Source organism: uncultured Pelagimonas sp. (assembly GCF_947498515.1).
In the GTDB taxonomy this organism is placed as follows: domain Bacteria; phylum Pseudomonadota; class Alphaproteobacteria; order Rhodobacterales; family Rhodobacteraceae; genus Pelagimonas.
This window is the reverse complement of sequence record NZ_CANMKO010000013.1, coordinates 24,138-42,161: the sequence shown is the minus strand read 5'-3', so window position 1 is coordinate 42,161 and position 18,024 is coordinate 24,138. Positions and strand designations below refer to the sequence as shown.

Below are 18,024 nucleotides of genomic sequence, written 5' to 3'. Positions count from 1 at the left end.
TAGCAAAGGCCCGGATGCATTTGCAATCCAGACCCTGCCGTAGAACGCCTTCTTCATCTCACCTCACAATTTGAAAGTCAACAGACTCGCGCAAGCGATCAGTCGCTTGCGCTCAAAAATCCGACGCTGTCGCGTTCGGAAACGAGGATGCTTTGCTATGAATATGTCACTCGATCACGCGCTGATGGAGCACGCCACGAGTCCAGAAATGGATTTGTCAGGAATGCCAGAGGCGTTCCAAAGGGCCTACGGCCCAACTGAACCGTTTGAGAATGACTTCGTGGAACTGGAGATGCCCGATTTAGTGCCGCTCCCTTATCGAGGGAACCGTAAGATCAATCCGCGCTCGAGGGGCTCAACCCGAATATTTTCCGTTTGGTTAGACCTACAAACGCGAACACCAAGAAATTACGGTTTCGATAGCCAGGTTGAGTATCATAACGGCGCAGTTACGTTGATTGATCCATCTGTCGCGCAAATCCAAGAGCAATTCGGACCAATCCCCTTTATCGATGAAGACGGCAAACCGGCCAACCACTACATAGATCTGCTGATCACCAAGAAGAGTGGTCGCAAGATTGCGGTCGCGGTGAAACCGACCAAACGCCTGAAATCGGGGCGTTTCATGCGCCAACTTGAAGCACTCCAAAAGACAATGCCTTCGGGAATTGCCGATGAATTACGGCTCGTAACTGAGGCGTGTATTCCACGCGCTGAAGCGTTCAACGCAGTCATGTACCAGCGATTTTCCTTATGCCGAGACATCGAAGTTGAAATCCGTCTCAGGGACGTTCTTTCATCAGCTACTGGCGACATTTCAATATGCGATCTTGCGGAGCGGTGTCGGGCTGGCGGTAGAGCGTTTCGCCCAATCGTGAGGGGCATCTTTGAAGGCCTACTCGCAAAACAAAGCTCTGGACGTATCAACCTCTTCACGAAGGTGCGGAGGCTCCAATGATACCCAAAATCCATTTGAACCCTGTCCATCAGTACATGATCGATCGTGTTCCTTATCATTTCGAAACCGGCGACAATCACTCAGCCTACTTCCGGCGGGAAGATGGTTCAGGTGCAGTTGAGCGATTTGGGTGGGAAGAACTTAATGGGATCGTCGGTACCGACCGATGGGAATGTAAACGGCGTTCGTCCACATCGGATGCCGCCGAGAATGAACCTGACCCTCACGTTTTCATTTGGGAACTGTCTGAAACGCAGAGAATTCTGTTTTTGCGCAGGTGGTTTTTCGTTTTGGCACTTAATAAACTATATGCTGGCGGATCGGTAAAACTGACACCAGAGGACGTCAAAGCCAACTTCTATGATCTTCTCGATGAAGCAACGAAAATTCATTTGACCTTCAATGGACAATTTGGAGTTCAGTATTTCTGTTCCAAAGACAACGCCCTTGGCTACAAAGCAAGCCCTTCCAAAATCCTAGAATGGCGAAGACGGGTCGAGCAGGCTTACGGTCGCATTGATGTCCTTGTCGACCAAAGAGGAAAGTCCTCTGAAATCGACATTGATCAAGAGAGCTTCGTTTTCATCATCAAGAAGCTTCGCAATTTTCTCTCGCAGCAGCAGTCTAGTGCCAATGGTGTCGTCGATGAAACGATCAAGGCTCTAAGATTCGAGAACGAGCAGCGCAACAAAGACGGGCTTAAGTTGCTCGAGACACGGGGAAGAACGCAGTTGCATGAATGGGTCGCTAACTTTGGCCCGGTCAAAATTGAGGCCAATCGCAAGGGCAAGAGCTTTGCGAAACGCAAGTATTCTGGCGTTGGTAAGACAGAACAAGCGATACGTCCTGGCCAAACCTTCATTGTGGATGAATGGGAAGTAGATGCTCGGAACGTAATCATGTCCGGGCCCATGCGTGAAGGGCTAGATGACAAGACAATCAAGGCACTTCCGCGTGGTCGGCGGTGGCTCTATATCGTGATTGATGTAGCAACGCGCTACATCGTTGGGTTTTTCCTATCCACTTCCCAAAAGACGGAATCCGCCGTTCGATCTCTGCATATGGCCACGCGAGACAAGACAGATCTCGCAAAAGCTGCCGGGGCAGAGTCTGACTGGCATGGTTTCTCGTTTGAAAGTTTGGAGAGTGATACAGGCGCGGCATTCTATGCAGAGCCGACTCAACGCGCAGTCAGTACCGCCTATGCGACTTACGTTTTTCCCATGGTTGGTGAACCACAATTTCGCGGAATAATTGAACGGGTATTTGGTACCTTCCGCGATCGAGCGATGCCCTTCATTCCAGGTCGAACATTTAGCAACCCGCAACAACGCGGCGACTACCCCACCGAGGAACTTGCCGTCCTTACCGACGATCAGCTCGCATTGATCTTCATTCGATACATCGTAGACGTATACCATCACTCAATGCATCGCGGCTTAGGGGGCGAGACTCCGGCGGCAGCGTTGGCTCGCTTGGGAGGACTATACGGCGTGCCTCCCAAACTATCCCCAAATACGCTCCGCAGGGCCTTTGGAAGCAGGGAAGAACGTACAGTCACCGCACGAGGTATCCAGTTCTTAGGAATCCACTACAATAGCAAGGAACTGCAACAAATCCGCCAAGAGCGTGGAAGCAACAAGCGCGCATTTTTCATTGACCCAGATGACCTTGGGACAATCAGCGTCTGGAACAATGATCACTGGGTTGAGGTTCGCTGCAGTGTTGAGAAATTCCACAATATTCGGCTTGTCGATTGGATCGAAGTAGGGAAAATCCTGCGCAGTCGCTACTCTGCACAAGCCGAGATCAAAACATCTGTCATCATGAGAGCTTTGGCAGACATGCGCAGTCGCGCAACCGACGCGCTAAAGATCATGAACGCGCTTCCTCAGATGCTCACTGCAGATGACTTGGAGCGCTTAGATCGCGAGCTTTATTGGGGCCTTTCGGTTGTCGATGACGCCCCAGCAACCGTTGACGGTCTAAAGCGAGCCGAAGACGGGCTCGGCTATGTCATTGGCGGCGCGTCCACTGACAGCCGTTCGGATGAAAAACCAACGCCTCCTGTTAGCAGCCTTCCGACTTCGGAAGCATCAAACGAACCGCCAGAAGCAGGAGATGTTAGCGAAGACGATTGGTGGGGCGACGGGGCAGAAGTTGGGGAGCCCCGCCACGATTTCGACCCGGCACAACGCTATTCGAATTCATCTGCCGATGAAACACCGTCAGCAGCGCCGAACGAAGATGATGACGATTGGTGGCGCGAGGAGGATGAAAAATGACAGAAGCACCTTCTAATCATGATCTGTATGTGCGGCATCACAAACTCCGAGGATTGTTCATCGAACACCCTGATGCCCAGCTGATATTCGATGAAGTTGACGATCTGCTCGCTGAGTATCGCGTCGCTCAGAAATTTGGGGACATCTTTGAAACTGGTGGCCTTGTCATATTGGGGCACAGCGGCACAGGTAAGACAGACGGTACCACATTTGCATTGTCCCAATCTGGACTCGACCTAACCGTTGTAGGCGACAACCCCCGCCCGGTTATCATTGTCAAGCTGAGTGCAGATGCGACCTTAAAGGGTCTATACTTGGATGTGCTCCGAGCATTTGGATGGACGAAGCCTTCTAAAGGGGAAAGCGCCCAATCCCTTTGGGTTCACATAGCAAACTATATCAGGGACCTAAAAACTGTCGTGATCGTGTTGGACGAAATCCAACACGTGAGAGCAGCAGGGCCAAGCGATCGCGCAAAACTGCAGGACTTTCTAAAGTCGCTCGTCCAACAAAGCGACAACGCAGTGATCCCAATTCTGGTGGGGATGCCTTCGTTTCAGGAAGTATTGGTTTCGGACACGCAGTTTCGTCGTCGCTACAAACAGATTCATATGCGAAGACTGAATCCAGCTATCGATCAAGAGACAGCAATCCGGACGCTCGCCCGGTTCGTAACAGCCGCAGACCTAAATATGGACAAGAGCGTCAAATCCCGAGACTTCGCCGCCAGGGTACTTCATGCCTCGAATTATGCCTTTGGACATCTATGCGTATTCTGCCGCACAGCCACCAAAAAAGCCCTTCTCAGCAGATCGCACGAGGTGACCATCGAGCACTTTGAAGCGACTTACCGAAGCGCTACGGGCTGCCTTCCGGCCGTCAATCCATTTGTCGCGTTGGACTTTCAAAGCATTCCAATGGGCGACGACCCAATCGACCCTTAACTCGCAACAATAAAAACCGAGCAGTCAAATGATCACAATATTGCCAATCACAATAGCGGCGTCAGCCGCCGAACCCGGATTCTCAGTACTGGCACGCAACGCTGATGCCAATGCGGTTCGGTCAGTCCAAGAATTCTGCGTCGCAACAGGCCTCAACAAGAAAAAGATTTGCGCCGGCGATCCTGACAGCGTCGAATTACTTGGAGAGCTAACAGGTTCCGGCGCCACCCAGTTGATCTCCAACAGCCCACGCCAGCTTCATCGCAAGAACACGATACTGGATGGGAAGACACTGCTGTCGCGGTCAGTGCGAAAGGCTGACTTGTCGATCTGTCCACAGTGTTGGTCCGAAATAGCCGACTCTGGCTTATTTAGGCCGTACAATTTGGCGATGAAACGCGATTGGTTATTGAGACCGATCCAGACCTGTTCTGTTCATCACACTCGTTTGGTGCCGCTACCGTTCAATGACTATTCCACCTGCTACGACCATGTCTTCCGTAGCCGATTGAACCATTCTTGGCTGAAAGGCCTGCCGGAATTGATAGCCTCGCAATCACCAACCAAATTTGAAGCTGCGGTCATTGAACACTTGGACCAAGACACAAGCCTCTGTTGCTGGTTGGACAAGGTCCAAATAGACGTTCTTGAACGCTGGTGTCTTGGTCTCGGGTTTTTCATGGAACGCGGTTCCGGCCAACCTGTCGATCTTGATATCAACACGCAGAGGCAACTTATCGACATCGGCTTCGACGTTACCGTAAATGGCGTTGGTTCTATCCATAACGCCGTCAGCGCAGCTCTCAGGAAACACAGCATTCGAATGGGTAAAACTTGGCTCTACGGATGGGCCTACCAAGCGGCAAATCCGCTCGAACGCCGGCCATTCCGCGCTTTGATGAAGAACATCTGTAATGACCAAGGCGACTATTGTCTGCTCAGCGTTGCCAAGGTCGATCAGAAATCACCGTTTGTCGAAGCGGAAATCCGAAAGATTGCCCAAAAAACTGATAGATCAGTTGGGTGGGTTCGAAATGTTCTTCGCACAGACGGGATGATACCTGAAAACGGGATCCCTACGCAGGGCAACCTGAGACAGCATATGCAGATCTGCCTGCGACATGTCGCCAAGGTCGCAGACGGCATAAACGCTAAGGCGTCTGCAGCCCGCCTCAATATCGGGATCAAAGCGTTTGAGGGGTTGGTGGGCGACGGCATCATCGAGCCAATCAAGACCGAGACGTCCGCAAAACCACGTTACGAGGCTCGTGTGGTTGATGAACTTTTTGCGAAAATAGAAGTCAACTTGGAAAAGATCCCGCACAATGACATCGACGAATTTATGTCGATCCCCGATGCATGCTTTGCCGTATCAAGCACGACAGCCAAGATCACTTCGCTGCTACTCTCAGATCAGTTGCCAAAGTCGTATACGATAGACCTAGCGGCTGGTTTCAGCGGCATCCGCGTAAATATCTCTGAACTCAGATCGAAGCTTCTCATGCATGCCTCGACGGGCCTAACAATGCAGGATCTGCGGGCGCGGCTTGGGCTTCAATATTCTGAAGTAAAGCAGCTCACCACCCTGAAACTTCTGCCGAGCTTCTCAGGCCGCAAGGAAGGGAGCAGTCGGCCAGCACTTATCGTTGATCCAACAGATTTAGCGAAATTCTTGGAGCGGTTCCAAACCATTCGTACCGCAGCTAAGCAGCTCGGAATTGACGAGGGCATTGCCAGATCGAGAATTCTGAATTCCAAGATTTATCGCGCACCTGAGGGACAAGGCCTACCTATCTACAAAACGAGCGATATTGTCGGCATCAGACCGCGATCTATCCCGCGCCGCCGTCCTCGAACGCAACGCGCAATCTTACAATCCGGTGCGTCGCCACCGTTTCAACCATGAACTATCTTGTTTTCAAAATGGAGGAGAATAATGGACCTAGAAATTTCTGACTACGAACTTGGTCATAGTTTGAGCGCACAGCGCGACCTACTTGAGCAGGCCTTTGCCACTGGTGACGACAGTATCGTTGAGCAAGCACTGGTTCATGTCACCATGGTTCGCCGCATGAAGAAAAACGGGACATTGGAGTGGCAACGTCCGGACGAAGACCTATGAGTGCATCGCCCAAGGCAATCGGGTAAGCAAACTACGCACACCAAAATCTGCAAGCCGAGCGATGCCCATCGCGATCGCTTTGGAATTGTCACCTGCCGTGATTCCTCGAGATAACCTCACATAAAATTTGGTCATCCAGCCCTAATTCTTGCACCGCCTCTGGCGGTTTTTTTGTGCCTGCCATTGGCCAAGTTGCGTTCTTGCCCGGATGAAAGTGCGGTTCTAAATGGACTCTTCCGAAAATTTGATTCAGTTTCAGCGGGTTAGAAATTCGCCAGACTCCGATTTAAACCGGACGCCACATCAATATGGCGTCCAACGTGAATCGTGATTTGTACGGCGAGAAACGCAATTTTGTCAGGCAAGAACGGAACTTTGCACATAAGTTTCACATTTGCAGACATATTGAGTAGTCTGAACTGGCTCCGAGCGAGTTCTTGAAAAGCTCTCTGACAAGTCAGCCATGAAAGTGGCAGCTCAATTGGTAGAACAACTGGTTTTGATCTCGTGTGTTGCAGATTCGAGTACGGCCCTTCCAGCCAAAAAAGAAAGGAAACATTAGGGGGAACAAAAGGGTTGCTCTGATTGTTTGGCTTCGTTCACAACAACTGATGTGAAACATGTGTTTCCATGATGTTGGTGTCGACCAATGGGGGCTAAATCCGGTCACCAACTACGACATCACACACAGGCCAAAGAAAGCTATAGCCGTACAAGCGCTAGAGCGACGTGAGGCAAAGATTGATTGAGGGCACCAAACAAACCTCTTTGTTGCTTAGCATTTCAACCATTCGCCCAGACTAATAGCTGAGTTTTCTCGTTTGTCTCAAACCAACCATTCATCCTTGGGCCGCCCTTTGATTTTCCCCCGGACAATCCGATCATTCAATCCTAAATATTCCCAATCTGTCCAACTATCTTGGCGGTCATCCTCTAGAGCTGGGAGGAGTGCAATGTTTCGTAGTGACTTGTTTCCATCAGTCAAACCAAGCTCCCAAGGGCTCCATTTGCTTTCTTTACTGTTTTTGGTCGCAAGAAAAACAAATTTTCGAGATTGAATGATACGAGATTTCAACGTCGAGGCTGTATCTTTGTTCTTATATGGTGGCAAAGAGGGTTCTTTCTTGTCGACACAAACGTTCGCGCTGTGGTTTTCGAGTATACGGATGACACGGGTTGAGAGCTCATGGATTTTCTGGAGTGAGACAAGAAGCACGCAGCAGTTGGTGATCGTCTTTCAGCTCTCTTTAGGACGTTTGCCCGATCCTGTGTCGATAGGTTCCGGGAAAAAACCTCGGGTACCCCTCAATTTCAATGGGGATCGGCTCTAGAGCTAACGCGGCCATTTTCAGGTTCGTGGCGGGTGTTATGCCGCCAATGCCCATGTTGGGTCGTTCATTGTGTAAGTCCACAGCCATTGTTCACCGACAACCGTTCCAACCAGTCTGCATTTGTCTCGTTCTCATCACTCAGCACTGGACTGCAACGATAACACGTCTCGCTGATCTTAAATGCTCGGCTGGCCAGCGCGATGCTGATCCCGTGATCTGTGACCGCATTCATGGCCACCTCCCGCCTCCGTCCCTCACGGGACATTGCAGGGCAATGCCCTGGCGGGCAGTGGACGGCCTTAGCGCTTTTTCGAGCGCCTGCTCAGGTTCTCTCGGACCAATGGCGGACAAAAGCTCGCTCTCAGACATCAAAGACGCATCCATACCGCCAAATGTCGCCCGCCATTTAAAGAAACTCGCGCTGCTCATCCCATGCTCTCGGCACAGTTTAGAAACTGGCACACCGCCCTCTGCTTGCTTCAGGATCGCCATGATCGGCGCGTCGCTGTATCATCCGTTCTTCATTCCAAATCTCCTCAGATATCGTGCCGAGAAAATTCTACTTTTGAACACCACTAATTTCGGCGGGATTACCGTGCGAAAAGAAGTGGCTGCCCCTATCCGCATGGTGAAGGCAGCCTTTTGGGGGGCGCGGAAAGCGATGGACGTTTTTTTTAGGCCGATTTCCCGCAACTCTTCCGTCATCCGTGGTCTGCCGTAGCCGCGCAGGTTAAGAGGTGACTGTTTTTTTGAGGTGCGCCAGCGTGACCAGATCAGAGCGTTGTCTAGGGCTGGCAGGACAGCTGCGCAAAGCACGCACGCCGCGCGGACTGACATCCATGACATGGAACATCCGGCCAATGGAAATGCAGATTGGTGCTCTTCAATTAACTAAAACCTCACGGCTATTGGCTCGCGAAGCACCCCGTGGCCTTTCTAAGATTTCCCGCGCCTCCTTTAGAATGCGGTTCTCGCGCTGAAGCCGACCATTCGCTTGGTCGAAGCTCAAATCCTCTTTCGACACCACATCCGTGTCTTTGTGTGCCGAGATCCACATGTTCAACGCCGACATCATCGGCGACCTGTTTGCATGTTAGCCCGCTGGTCAGTGCTATCCTCACCGTTTGTCGTCGGAACTCCTCCTCACTTAGATGCCGCAAAGGCCATGAGTTTTAAAGCGGGGGGGGGATGGCCAGCACGTTATGGACAGTAACCTGTGCCGGTTGGGGGGGCGTCTGTCAGGGATGGAAAGAAGCGGATCGCTTCCTCAGGTGTGTTCTTCAGCGAAGGCTCTATCGATTTAGACGATTCCGCCGCCCGCACCGCTAGAAACAGGCCGTTTCTCAGACACTTGGTCGCGATACCCCGCCGCGCGGAAAGTCATGACCGGATCAATCGCTCCTCCGGCTGAAACCCGAGCGTGCGCCAGAATAGCATCCACATCGGTGCGAAACGCCGCGCGCAAGGTGGCCGAAGCCATAAGCGCGTCATTGTCGTCTTGATAGCCGGTCAAGGCCGCGCGATCGACAAGCGAGGCCTGCACATAGGCGCGCTGAATTTCCATCGCCGAAATCATCAGGCTTTCGATCGGATCGGTGACATTGTGGGATTGGTCGATCATATGCGCCAGATCAAGGCCCGGGGTGCCTTCGGCATCGACAAGTTCGTTCCAGACCAGAAACAAACGATAGGGGTCAATCGTGCCGCTATCGAGATCGTCGTCCCCGTATTTGCTATCATTAAAATGAAATCCGCCAAGCTTGCCCACATGGATCAAGCGCGACACGATCATCTCAATATTAACATTGGGTGCGTGATGGCCCAGATCGACGAGACACATGGCTTGGTCGCCGAGCTCCTGCGCGGTCATGAGCGAGGTGCCCCAGTCCTGCACCACGGTCGAATAGAACGCCGGTTCATAGATTTTGTGTTCGGAAAACAAACGCCAATCATCGGGCAGGCCGCGATAGATGTCTTTCATCGAAGACAGATAACGCTCGAACTGACGACCCATATGAGTTTGGCCGGGAAAGTTCGCGCCATCGCCAATCCAAACGGTCAACGCCTTGGAGCCGATCTGTTGACCAATGTCGATGCATTCCAGATTGTGCTCAACCGCTTGGGCGCGGGTTGCGGTATCTGTATGCGTCAGCGAACCGAATTTGTAGGAATGGGTTTGGTCGGCCTGATCTTGAAAGCTGTTGGAATTCATCGCGTCAAAGGTCAAACCATGCTGACCCGCCTTGGCCAGCAAATCCTTGGGGTCCGCCTTGTCCCATGGGATGTGCAGCGACACCGATGGGGCGGCTTGGGTCAGGGCATGGATCACACCACAATCGTCAAGCTTGTCAAAGATGTTGGCCGGTTCGCCCAGACCCGGAAAGCGGGCAAAGCGGGTGCCGCCAGTGCCGGTTCCCCAAGATGGCACAGCAACACCAAACCCTTTGGCGCGCTCAACAATGGCGTTGATGTCGACGCCGCGACGATCAAGCTTTTCGCCAAGATGGTCAAAGTCACGCGCCAGATCGCTGGCCCGTTTGGCGTTTTCCGCCTCGATCACAGATGTATCTATCATGGTCCCCTCCCTCAAAGGGCTGCGCCGGATGCAAAAGGCATCAAGCGCAACTTTGTCTTAGCGTGTAAAGGCCTGCACATTGCCGGCGTCGACATTGACGATGTTGCCGGTTGATTTGGCCGATTGGTCAGAGGCAAAGAAATACGCCGCCTCGGCGATGTCCTCGGGCAAGACAGAGCGTTTGAGCATAGACCGCTGACGATACATTTCCTCCAACCCTTCCTTGTCGGTGCCATAGGTTCCGGCCCGTTGATCAAGCCATTCGCCTTCCCAAATCTTGGACCCGCGCAAAACGGCATCTGGATTGACGACATTGACGCGAATACCGGCTTCGGCCCCTTCAAGCGCCAAACAACGGGCAAGGTGAATTTCCGATGCCTTGGCGGTGCAATAGGCAGAGGCATTGGGCGATGCAGCAAGACCGTTTTTGGAGGCCACAAAGACAACAGAGCCGCCAATGTTTTGCACACGCATCATTTTGAACGCTTCACGCGACACAAGGAAATATCCGGTCGACAGGATGTCCATGTTCTTGTTCCACAGCTCAAGTGTGGTTTCTTCGACAGGAGCAGAAGAGGCGATACCCGCGTTGGAAACCAAAATATCGACACCGCCAAATTCAACAGCCGTTTGCGCATATGCCGCCGCCACGGCGTCTTCGTCGGTGACGTTCATCACCACGCTGCGCAACACGTCGTTGCCATAGCGCAACGACAGGTTGGCAAGGGTGGATTGCAGGGCGTCTTGGTTGATGTCTGCCAACATCACACAGGCCCCTTCGGCAAGGTAACGTTCGGCGGTGGCCGATCCGATTCCACCCGCACCGCCGGTGACCAAAGCCACACGTCCAGCAAGGCTTTTGGGTTTTGGCATGCGTTGAAGTTTGGCTTCTTCCAAGAGCCAGTATTCGATGTCAAAGGCCTCTTGCTCGGGCAAGCCACAGTAATCGGAAACGGCCGATGCGCCGCGCATCACGTTGATTGCGTTGACATAGAATTCACCAGAGATACGTGCCGTTGCGCGGTCTTTGGCAAAAGTGATCATGCCAACGCCGGGGATGAGGTAAACCACGGCATTGGGGTCCCGTAGGGCCGGGCTGTCGGGGTGTTTGCAGCGTTCATAATAGGCTTCGTAACCCTTGCGATACTCTGCGACTTGCGTCTCGAGGCCGGCCAATACATCGTCGATGTTGCCCTTGGCCGGATCGAAATCGACCACCAGCGGGCAAATCTTGGTCCTTAGGAAGTGATCCGGGCAAGAGGTGCCAAGTGCTGCGAGATCGCGCATATCTTTGGCGTTCACAAATTCGAGCACCGCGTCGGTATCGACAAAATTGCCAACCATGTGCTGTTGGCCGGAAACGAACCCGCGAATGGCGGGCATCAGTTTCGCTGCTAAGGCGCGGCGGGCATCGGCGGCAAGGCTGGTGTGGATTGGGCCGCCAAAAGCCGGAACATCGGCGGTTTTATCCTCAAAATAAGCAATGGCCTTGTTGATGATATCAAGCGTGAGCTCATAGCAGGTCTTGGCGTCATCGTCCCAGGTAAATAGCCCGTGCGATTCCAAAACGACGCCTTTGGCATCTGGATTGTCGAGACAGAATTTTTCGAGCCATAGCCCCAACTCGTACCCCGGCTTTTTCCACGGAAGCCAGCCAATGTCGTCGCCAAAGATCTCTTTGGTCATGGCCTTGCTATCCTTAGACGCCGCAATCGCAATGATGGCATCGGGATGCATATGATCGACGTGCTTTTTAGGGACATAAGCGTGAAGTGGCGTGTCGATAGAGGCTGCGCGCGGGTTCAAATTGAAGGTACAATGGGGCAGGTAGCCCACCATTTCGTCTTCAAAGGCGACGCCGCGATACATGGTTTTCAGTGCGCGCAGCTTGTCCATATAAAGGGTTGAAAACCCATCCATTTTAATGGACCCAACATCGCCACCAGAGCCCTTGACCCACAACACTTCGGCGTCCTGACCGGACAACGGGTCCGGTTGGATGACTTTGGCGGATGTGTTGCCGCCGCCATAATTGGTCACGCGCTTATCAGATCCAAGCAGATTTGAGCGGTAAAGAAGCTTTTCTGGCTCGCTCATCGTTGCGGCTTTGTTGTCATCCCATAAGGAAACAAGGTGATTTGCCTCGGTGGTCATTGTGATCTCCTCCCGATCCGCAGATAATCTCAGTCGATTTGATCAAAGGGTGATTGGATTGCGACGGTTTGTCAATCACAAATCATCAAAATCAATCACTAATGATCGAAAAATGATGATAAATGACATTTTGTGATTGACAGTGATCGTTGCTTTGCGGCACGGTTAGCGTCAACGGGAGGAAGAGATGCACGAAAAGGAACGCCATAATATCATTCTGTCAGCGGTACAGGATCGTCCGGTTGTGACGGTTTTGGACCTTTGCAGCTTGACTGGCGCGTCTGAGGCGACAATCCGCAGGGATGTGGCCGGTTTGCATGAGGCTAAGAAGTTGCGCCGGGTGCGCGGGGGCGTCGAAGCCCTTCACCCCAATCAGCTTCCGGGATTGGCCGGGCGGCCGTTTGCCGTGAATGAGGCGATCAATATCGCGCAAAAGCAAGCAATTGCGCGCAAGGCGGTTGAACTTTGCGAAGAGGGGGAGCCGATCATTATTAATGGCGGCACCACGACCTTTCAAATGGTCCATCCTTTGGCGACGCGCCGCTGTCAGGTGTTTACCAACTCATTTCCGACGGCTGAACACCTCCTCAAGAATTCCAAAAACACGGTTCTGATGTCCGGCGGAGTGATTTACCGCGAACAAAACATTGTGCTGTCGCCCTTTGATAATGATGTCACCCGCAACTTTTATGCACGCCGCATGTTTATGGGCGCGCAAGGTGTTGGGCCGCTTGGGGTTATGGAGGCTGATCCGCTCATCATTCAGGCCGAGCAAAAGCTCATTGGCCAAGCGGATGAATTGGTTTTGCTGGTTGATTCCAGCAAGTTTGAAGCACGTTCCAGTTTGGTTCTGTGTCCACTCAATAACATTGATGTGCTGATCACCGATGACGGGATCAGCGACCGCGCCGCCGCCATGGTGGATGCGGCAGACATCAAATTAATCGTGGTGCCGGTTGGTGCCGTGAAGGAGGAGGCGGCGTCGTAATCGGCCAGTAATGGAACGGCGCGCCGCAAATTTGGGAAACCAGGGAGGAAACCCGATGAAACTTGCAAAACTCATGACATCTGTGGCCGTTGCCGCAGGATTGTTCGCCGGTCCAGTATCTGCCGAAGACATGCGCATTGCGCTGGTGGTCAAAGCTTTGGGCATCGGGTTCTTTGAAGCCGCTGCCGAAGGGGCCGAAGAGGCCGCCAAAGAATTGGGAGGCGTCGAAATCATCTATACTGGCCCAACCGACACCACTGCCGAGGGGCAGATCGAGGTGATCAATTCGCTGATCGCTCAGCAAGTTGACGCCATTGCGGTTTCCTCCAATGACACTGACGCGCTTGTTCCTACGCTGAAAAAGGCAATGCAGCGCGGGATCACTGTTATTTCTTGGGACTCTGGCGTTGCCGAAGATGGCCGCATGGCGCACCTGAACCCATCCTCTAACGCGTTGATTGGTAACATGATCATCAAACTGGCAGCCGATCATTTGCCAGAGGGCGGCCAAGTGGCGGTGTTGTCCGCGACCACCACATCGACAAACCAGAACATCTGGATTGACGAGATGAACAAGGTGATGGGCAACTATCCCGGTATCGAAGTTGTTTCGACCGTTTACGGCGACGATCTTGCCGATAAATCCTATCGCGAAGCCACCGGCCTTATGCAGTCTCATCCGGATTTGGACGCCATCATCGCCCCGACTTCGGTTGGCATTGTCGCCGCGGCCCAAGCCGTTGCCGATGCGGGCAATATTGGCAAGGTTAACGTAACGGGTCTTGGCCTGCCGTCGGAAATGGCCGGGGCAATCGACAGCGGCGCGTCCAAATCCTTTGCGATCTGGAACCCGATTGATCTTGGCTATTCGGCAACCATGCTGGCCCACCAGCTGGCAACCGAAGCCGCCAAAGCCGAACCGGGTGCAGAAATTGCGATTGGCCGTATGGGCACAATCACCTTGGATGACACCAATGCTGCGGCGATGGCCGACCCCTTTGTCTATGACGCCAGCAATATCGCGGACTTCAAGGATATCTTCTAAGATACCCTAAAGAAAAGCGAGGGGCGGCGCGGGATACGGGCCGCCCTTTTACCAAGACCTGCTCTGCCATTGGCCGGGCTTTGCGATAGGGATGCGCGATGCGAAATCTCAGCCCGGAGGGAGACAGTGCCGCGCAGGACGCGCAGCCGGTTCTTACCCTTGATAAGATCACCAAAACCTTTCCCGGTGTCAAAGCGCTTGATGGTGTTGATCTGCATCTATTTGCCGGTCAAGTCACTGCTTTGATTGGTGAAAACGGCGCGGGTAAGTCAACTGTCGTCAAGACGCTGACCGGAATTTATCAGCCGAACGGCGGGCAGATTTTGCTTCATGGTAAACCGGTTCGCTTTGTCACGCCCCAAGATGCCGCCGATGCGGGTGTCACGGCGATCCATCAGGAAACCGTGTTATTTGATGAACTCTCGGTTGCCGAGAATGTCTTTATCGGCCACGCGCCCAAGGGGCGGTTTGGGTTGATTGACACCGCAGCGATGCATAGTCGGACGGCGGACATTTTAGGCACGATCGGCGCGAAAATCAGCCCGTCTGTCAAGCTTAAAGACCTTGGGATTGCGTCCCGACATCTGGTCGCGATTGCCCGCGCGCTGTCGGTTGAGGCGCAGGTTGTGATTATGGACGAACCCACCGCGGCCCTTAGCCAAACCGAGATTGAGGAGCTTTACGAGCTGGTCGATACTCTCAAGGCAAAGGGCAAGGCGATTTTGTTTATATCGCACAAGTTCGACGAGATTTTCCGCATTGCTGATCGCTTTACCGTGTTTCGGGATGGCCAATTGGTTGGAGCCGGACAGATGGCCGATGTCACCGAAGCCGATCTGGTGAAAATGATGGTTGGCCGCGCGGTGGATCAATTATTTCCCAAGCGCCATGCCGAGATTGGCGACAAGGTTCTTACGGTCGCGGGTTACAGCCATCCAACCGAGTTTGAAGACATCAATTTCACCCTGCGGCGCGGCGAAATCCTCGGGTTTTATGGGCTGGTCGGGGCAGGGCGGTCTGAGTTCATGCAATCGTTGATCGGAATAACAAAACCGTCCAAAGGCGCGGTTCGGATTGGCGACGACGTGCGTGTCATTCGATCCCCGGCGGATGCAATCAAGGCAGGCATTGTTTACGTCCCCGAAGACAGGGGCAAACAAGGGGCTATTCTGGATATGCCTATCTTCCAGAACGTCACCCTGCCATCGCTACACAAGACATCAAAGGACGGGTTCATCCGGCTGGCAGAGGAGTTCGCCTTGGCGCGCGAATACACCCAGCGTTTGGATTTGCGCGCGGCGTCACTTGATACCAATGTTGGGGCCTTGTCCGGCGGCAATCAACAAAAGGTGGTCATTGCCAAATGGTTGGCGACCAAGCCGCGCGTCATCATTCTCGATGAACCAACCAAGGGGATCGACATCGGATCCAAGGCGGCGGTGCATGACTTTATGTCTGAACTCGCGGCACAGGGGCTATCCGTGATCATGGTCAGCTCAGAAATCCCTGAAATCATGGGCATGTCGGATCGTGTCATTGTCATGCGCGATGGCCGTATGGTCGCCGAACTGGAAGGGGACGCGCTAAGCCCCGAAACGCTGGTGCGGCATGCGGTTGGAATAAATGAACAAGGAGACGCGGCATGACGTTCCTGAAATCAAGAGAGACTATTCTCGCCGCTGCGATAGTGGTGTTGATCGCCTTGATTGCCACGCGGTTCCCCGGCTTTATCGCCCCCGCCAATCTGGTAATGGTGTTCACCGATACCTCGCCGTTGATGATTTTGGCGATGGGGCAGATGGTGGTGATTTTAACCCGCTGTATTGATCTTTCTGTGGCGGCAAACCTCGCGCTTACGGGAATGGTTTGCGCGATGATCAACGTGGCAATGCCGGGCCTGCCGATTGCTGTGATTGTAGCGATTTCTATTCTCATGGGCGCAGCCTTGGGGGCGATCAATGGGGTGTTGGTGTGGAAGCTCAATATCCCGCCAATCGTTGTGACACTTGGCACAATGACCATTTTCCGGGGCGTCATTTTCTTGCTGACAGACGGCAAATGGATCAACGCCCATGAGATGAGCGCGGCCTTTACCGGTGTTCCACGTACCAGCCTTCTTGGTATGCCAGTGTTGGGTTGGGTGAGCGTCCTTGTCGCGGTTGTGATGGTCATCGTTATGGCCCGCACCACATTGGGGCGAGCGATCTATGCGGTTGGCGGCAACCCTCATGCGGCGGTTTACACCGGGATCGATGTCGGCAAGACGCAGTTTTTGGCCTTTACGATCTCGGGCATGTTGGCTGGGTTAACTGGCTATCTTTGGATTGCCCGCTATTCAGTGGCCTATGTTGATATCGCTGGCGGGTTTGAACTGGATGTGGTCGCGGCCTGTGTCATCGGCGGGATTTCAATCGCCGGTGGGGCCGGGACAGTGATCGGCACGTTGCTCGGGGCGCTCTTTTTAGGGGTGATAAAAAACGCGCTTCCGGTTGTCGATATTTCACCGTTTTGGCAGTTGGCGATCTCCGGAGCCGCCATCATCATTGCCGTCGCCTTTAATGCCCAATCTGGCCGGACCAAAGGCCGTATCATCCTCAAATCAGCGGAGCATGCGCAATGAGCCTGACAGATACAACGCCGCGCGTCATTCCCGATCGCCTGCGCTCACCGATGCGGGCCCGGATGATGAGCTGGGAAAGCCTTTTGCTTGGGGTGGCCGTTGGGATTTTCATCCTAAACTCGCTGGCTTCGCCGTATTTTCTAAATGCTTGGAACCTCTCCGACGCGACGTTCAATTTCACTGAAAAGGCAATGATTGCCTTTGCCATGGCGCTGTTGATCATCGCCGGTGAAATTGATCTCTCGGTTGCGGCGATAATTGCGCTGGCGTCAACCGCGATGGGCGTGGCGATGGAGATGGGAGCGGGCACCCCGGTACTGGTCTTGGTTGGTCTGGGAACCGGGTTGGCATGCGGGGCCTTTAATGGGGCCTTGGTGACCAAACTGGGGCTGCCCTCCATCGTTGTGACCATCGGCACCATGAGCCTGTTTCGCGGGATCAGCTACATCATTTTGGGTGACGGGGCGTTTCGTGGCTATCCCAGTGACTTTTCCTGGTTTGGTCAGGGCTATGTCTTTTGGGTGATTTCCGTCGAATTTGCGATCTTCGCACTGTTGGCTGTGGTGTTTGGCGTTTTACTGCACAAAACCAGCTTTGGACGCACCGTTTATGCCGTCGGGAACAACCCAACCGGCGCGTTGTTTTCGGGCATTCGCGTTGACCGCGTCAAGATGATCTTGTTCTTGTTGACTGGTCTGATGTCAGGCTTGGCGGCGGTTTGTTTGACCTCTCGGCTCGGATCGACACGCCCTTCAATTGCCAGCGGAATGGAGCTGGAAATCGTGACCATGGTTGTTCTGGGTGGGGTAAACATTCTTGGCGGTTCGGGGAGCATTCCCGGCGTTGTGATCGCGGCCTTTGTCATGGGACTTGTAACTTTTGGGCTGGGCCTGTTGAACGTCCCGGGCATCGTCATGTCGATCTTCATCGGGTTGTTGTTGATCGGGGTCATTGCCCTGCCGCGCCTTTGGGCAATGTATCGCAAGACGGGGGGATAACGTC

General features: G+C 53.3%; 13 protein-coding genes and 2 pseudogenes. 10 read left to right on the top strand and 5 right to left on the bottom strand.

The genetic code is table 11. The features are described 5' to 3' along the window. Nucleotides 1-157 precede the first annotated feature (157 nt). Genes Q1A43_RS20035 through Q1A43_RS20015 form a run of 5 tightly spaced genes read left to right on the top strand, consistent with a single transcriptional unit; the run spans nucleotide 158 to nucleotide 6,309 of the window. A complete protein-coding gene (locus tag Q1A43_RS20035; RefSeq protein ID WP_299938219.1) occupies nucleotides 158-958 on the top strand; it encodes a TnsA endonuclease N-terminal domain-containing protein in 801 nt (266 codons plus the stop codon). Then, on the top strand, nucleotides 955-3,243 hold the full coding sequence (locus Q1A43_RS20030; protein ID WP_299938216.1) for a Mu transposase C-terminal domain-containing protein: 2,289 nt from the start codon (nucleotides 955-957) through the stop codon (nucleotides 3,241-3,243). The genes Q1A43_RS20035 and Q1A43_RS20030 overlap by 4 nt, the downstream gene beginning before the upstream one ends. Beyond that, on the top strand, nucleotides 3,240-4,187 hold the full coding sequence (locus tag Q1A43_RS20025; RefSeq protein ID WP_299938213.1) for an ATP-binding protein: 948 nt from the start codon (nucleotides 3,240-3,242) through the stop codon (nucleotides 4,185-4,187). The genes Q1A43_RS20030 and Q1A43_RS20025 overlap by 4 nt, the downstream gene beginning before the upstream one ends. A 28-nt stretch (nucleotides 4,188-4,215) precedes the next feature. After that, nucleotides 4,216-6,093 (top strand): TniQ family protein, encoded by a 1,878-nt coding sequence (locus tag Q1A43_RS20020; RefSeq protein ID WP_299938210.1) that lies wholly within the window; start codon nucleotides 4,216-4,218, stop codon nucleotides 6,091-6,093. 30 nt (nucleotides 6,094-6,123) lie between these two features. Further along, a complete protein-coding gene (locus Q1A43_RS20015) occupies nucleotides 6,124-6,309 on the top strand; it encodes a hypothetical protein (RefSeq protein ID WP_299938207.1) in 186 nt (61 codons plus the stop codon). 826 nt (nucleotides 6,310-7,135) lie between these two features. Here the strand turns inward: Q1A43_RS20015 and Q1A43_RS20010 are convergent. The 5 genes and pseudogenes from Q1A43_RS20010 to Q1A43_RS19990 all read right to left on the bottom strand — a co-directional run bounded on the left by Q1A43_RS20010 (nucleotide 7,136) and on the right by Q1A43_RS19990 (nucleotide 12,369). Next, nucleotides 7,136-7,384 carry a hypothetical protein gene (locus tag Q1A43_RS20010; protein ID WP_299938204.1) on the bottom strand — a complete coding sequence of 83 codons (249 nt, stop codon included), beginning with the start codon at nucleotides 7,382-7,384 and terminating at the stop codon, nucleotides 7,136-7,138. Nucleotides 7,385-7,728: 344 nt separating this feature from the next. Next, nucleotides 7,729-8,132, bottom strand: a pseudogene (locus Q1A43_RS20005) (transposase); the annotation flags it as partial. Nucleotides 8,133-8,315: 183 nt separating this feature from the next. Then, nucleotides 8,316-8,800: pseudogene (locus Q1A43_RS20000) on the bottom strand (IS3 family transposase); the annotation flags it as partial. A gap of 140 nt (nucleotides 8,801-8,940) precedes the next feature. After that, a complete protein-coding gene (gene rhaI, locus Q1A43_RS19995; RefSeq protein ID WP_299938201.1) occupies nucleotides 8,941-10,215 on the bottom strand; it encodes an L-rhamnose catabolism isomerase in 1,275 nt (424 codons plus the stop codon). Nucleotides 10,216-10,272: 57 nt separating this feature from the next. After that, entirely contained in the window at nucleotides 10,273-12,369 is a 2,097-nt protein-coding gene (locus Q1A43_RS19990; protein WP_299938198.1) for a bifunctional rhamnulose-1-phosphate aldolase/short-chain dehydrogenase, read from the bottom strand. A gap of 187 nt (nucleotides 12,370-12,556) precedes the next feature. On the opposite strand from Q1A43_RS19990, the gene Q1A43_RS19985 reads away from it, so the two are divergent. From Q1A43_RS19985 to Q1A43_RS19965, 5 genes are all read left to right on the top strand, one after another. After that, nucleotides 12,557-13,357, top strand: coding sequence for a DeoR/GlpR family DNA-binding transcription regulator (locus Q1A43_RS19985; protein ID WP_299923742.1), 801 nt, complete (start codon nucleotides 12,557-12,559; stop codon nucleotides 13,355-13,357). A gap of 55 nt (nucleotides 13,358-13,412) precedes the next feature. Beyond that, nucleotides 13,413-14,402, top strand: coding sequence for a rhamnose ABC transporter substrate-binding protein (rhaS, locus tag Q1A43_RS19980; RefSeq protein WP_299923739.1), 990 nt, complete (start codon nucleotides 13,413-13,415; stop codon nucleotides 14,400-14,402). 98 nt (nucleotides 14,403-14,500) lie between these two features. After that, on the top strand, nucleotides 14,501-16,048 hold the full coding sequence (locus Q1A43_RS19975) for a sugar ABC transporter ATP-binding protein (protein WP_299938195.1): 1,548 nt from the start codon (nucleotides 14,501-14,503) through the stop codon (nucleotides 16,046-16,048). Further along, nucleotides 16,045-17,022 (top strand): ABC transporter permease, encoded by a 978-nt coding sequence (locus Q1A43_RS19970; RefSeq protein ID WP_299923733.1) that lies wholly within the window; start codon nucleotides 16,045-16,047, stop codon nucleotides 17,020-17,022. The genes Q1A43_RS19975 and Q1A43_RS19970 overlap by 4 nt, the downstream gene beginning before the upstream one ends. Next, nucleotides 17,019-18,020, top strand: a complete 1,002-nt coding sequence (locus Q1A43_RS19965; RefSeq protein ID WP_299923730.1) for an ABC transporter permease — start codon at nucleotides 17,019-17,021, stop codon at nucleotides 18,018-18,020. Before Q1A43_RS19970 ends, Q1A43_RS19965 begins: the two co-directional genes overlap by 4 nt. Nucleotides 18,021-18,024: the final 4 nt, after the last annotated feature.

Bases quoted from the DNA above. Each gene is read 5' to 3' on its own strand.
- rhaI (WP_299938201.1), bottom strand. From the start codon at position 10,215: ATGATAGATACATCTGTGATCGAGGCGGAAAACGCCAAACGGGCCAGC.
- Q1A43_RS19985 (WP_299923742.1), top strand. From the start codon at position 12,557: ATGCACGAAAAGGAACGCCATAATATCATTCTGTCAGCGGTACAGGAT.
- Q1A43_RS20030 (WP_299938216.1), top strand. From the start codon at position 955: ATGATACCCAAAATCCATTTGAACCCTGTCCATCAGTACATGATCGAT.
- rhaS (WP_299923739.1), top strand. From the start codon at position 13,413: ATGAAACTTGCAAAACTCATGACATCTGTGGCCGTTGCCGCAGGATTG.
- Q1A43_RS19990 (WP_299938198.1), bottom strand. From the start codon at position 12,369: ATGACCACCGAGGCAAATCACCTTGTTTCCTTATGGGATGACAACAAA.
- Q1A43_RS20020 (WP_299938210.1), top strand. From the start codon at position 4,216: ATGATCACAATATTGCCAATCACAATAGCGGCGTCAGCCGCCGAACCC.
- Q1A43_RS20025 (WP_299938213.1), top strand. From the start codon at position 3,240: ATGACAGAAGCACCTTCTAATCATGATCTGTATGTGCGGCATCACAAA.
- Q1A43_RS19975 (WP_299938195.1), top strand. From the start codon at position 14,501: ATGCGAAATCTCAGCCCGGAGGGAGACAGTGCCGCGCAGGACGCGCAG.
- Q1A43_RS20015 (WP_299938207.1), top strand. From the start codon at position 6,124: ATGGACCTAGAAATTTCTGACTACGAACTTGGTCATAGTTTGAGCGCA.
- Q1A43_RS20035 (WP_299938219.1), top strand. From the start codon at position 158: ATGAATATGTCACTCGATCACGCGCTGATGGAGCACGCCACGAGTCCA.
- Q1A43_RS19970 (WP_299923733.1), top strand. From the start codon at position 16,045: ATGACGTTCCTGAAATCAAGAGAGACTATTCTCGCCGCTGCGATAGTG.
- Q1A43_RS19965 (WP_299923730.1), top strand. From the start codon at position 17,019: ATGAGCCTGACAGATACAACGCCGCGCGTCATTCCCGATCGCCTGCGC.